2 protein-coding genes are annotated in these 1,331 nt (G+C 49.1%); both read right to left on the bottom strand.

Annotated elements, in window-relative coordinates; genetic code table 11:
• Nucleotides 1–294, bottom strand: a 294-nt coding sequence (locus DIZ80_00010; protein RDH86432.1) for a hypothetical protein, incomplete at its 3' end; no start/stop codon positions are given.
• A 511-nt stretch (nt 295–805) separates the two neighbouring features.
• Nucleotides 806–1,084, bottom strand: coding sequence for a hypothetical protein (locus DIZ80_00005; GenBank protein RDH86431.1), 279 nt, complete (start codon nt 1,082–1,084; stop codon nt 806–808).
• Between the last annotated feature and the right edge of the window lie 247 nt (nt 1,085–1,331).

The raw sequence follows: 1,331 nt of genomic DNA, 5'->3' as shown, positions 1-1,331 counted from the left end.
GGGAAAGGCTGAAAGTAGAACCGAGATTCGTGACAACTTCGCCGCGCTCGAGCAGAGGACCTTAACGGTGGACCGTCGTGCAGCGACACTGACCTGTGGTCCGCCGATGACGAACCGTCCGGACGGCTGGATGTGGAAGACGGTGTTCTCGTCGAGGTACTTAGCCGGGATCACCTTGTTGATGACGTTCTCCCTGATGCTCAGTCTCAGCTCGTCGACGGTGATGTCGTCAGAGTGCTGCAGAGAGATCACCACCGTGTGCACGCGCAACGGGATGCACGCGCCCTTCAGCATCCGGTACTCGCACGTCACCTGCAAACATGCGCGCACGCGCGTCACGCAACCGCTAGCGACAGGCCGACGCCGCAACAGAATCTCTAACAAAGGATAACAAAATTATATTTCTTCGCAACGTTCTGTCTTCGATTGTCTTTGTGTTGTGCATCTCCAGAAACATGTCTAGCGCACCGTCATACAATGCAAACACGTGCCAAAGGGAGTGTCAAGCCAGCCAACATGAAAAACCCAAGCAAAAATCACATTTTCCCCTCATTTTTTGTTCTTATCTATGCGATTCATCATATTTTGTGAGTTTCAGGTATCAACATTTAAACGATTTTTGCTAAAATAGTCAAACATTATAAAATGCAAAAAACGTACAGCCAGTTTTTAATGCTGGAGAAGCAGGGACATTTATGAATGATAAGTTCATAACGCTAGTCCAGAAAATGATAACATTATATTGTAACATCTTTTCCACTGTATTACGAATGGCTACTTTTTTTTGTAACTGTAGATTAAGAAATCACAAAAGACAAATTGGCCAACTGCTCAATGCTGTCAGTGTTACCTGTGTCTTGGAGTCGGGTCGCGCCCACGCCAGCTCGCCGCTCCTCCTCAGCTCGGCGATGCGAGCGTTCAGCTTGTGTGCGAGTACGACCGTCAGCGGCATACACTCGCCCGTCTCGTCGGTCGCGTAGCCGAACATGATGCCCTGGTCGCCGGCGCCGATCTCGTCCTCCTGCCTGCCCTCGTGCACGCCCTGCGCGATGTCGGGCGACTGGCCATCCAACGCCGAGATCACGTTGCACGTCTTGTAATCGAACCCTGCGACACGACACGCGGACCGTTGCTACGGGGTCACCAACAAGGGGCGAACATTTCCAACAAACAGAAACATCTTCAAAAAACTTTCATTCAATAAACATATTTTCCTAAAATTGTTTTTCAACGTGTTTTACATGAAATGACTGCCGATTGCCTACTAATTGTAGCAAATTATGTCACGCCAGTCTCTGCAATCTCTGGACATGAGAAAATTTGCTAAAACA

It is taken from the genome of endosymbiont of Galathealinum brachiosum (assembly GCA_003349885.1).
Classification (GTDB): domain Bacteria; phylum Pseudomonadota; class Gammaproteobacteria; order SZUA-229; family SZUA-229; genus SZUA-229.
The sequence above is the reverse complement of the archived record's forward strand: the minus strand, read 5'-3'. Positions and strand labels throughout refer to the sequence as shown.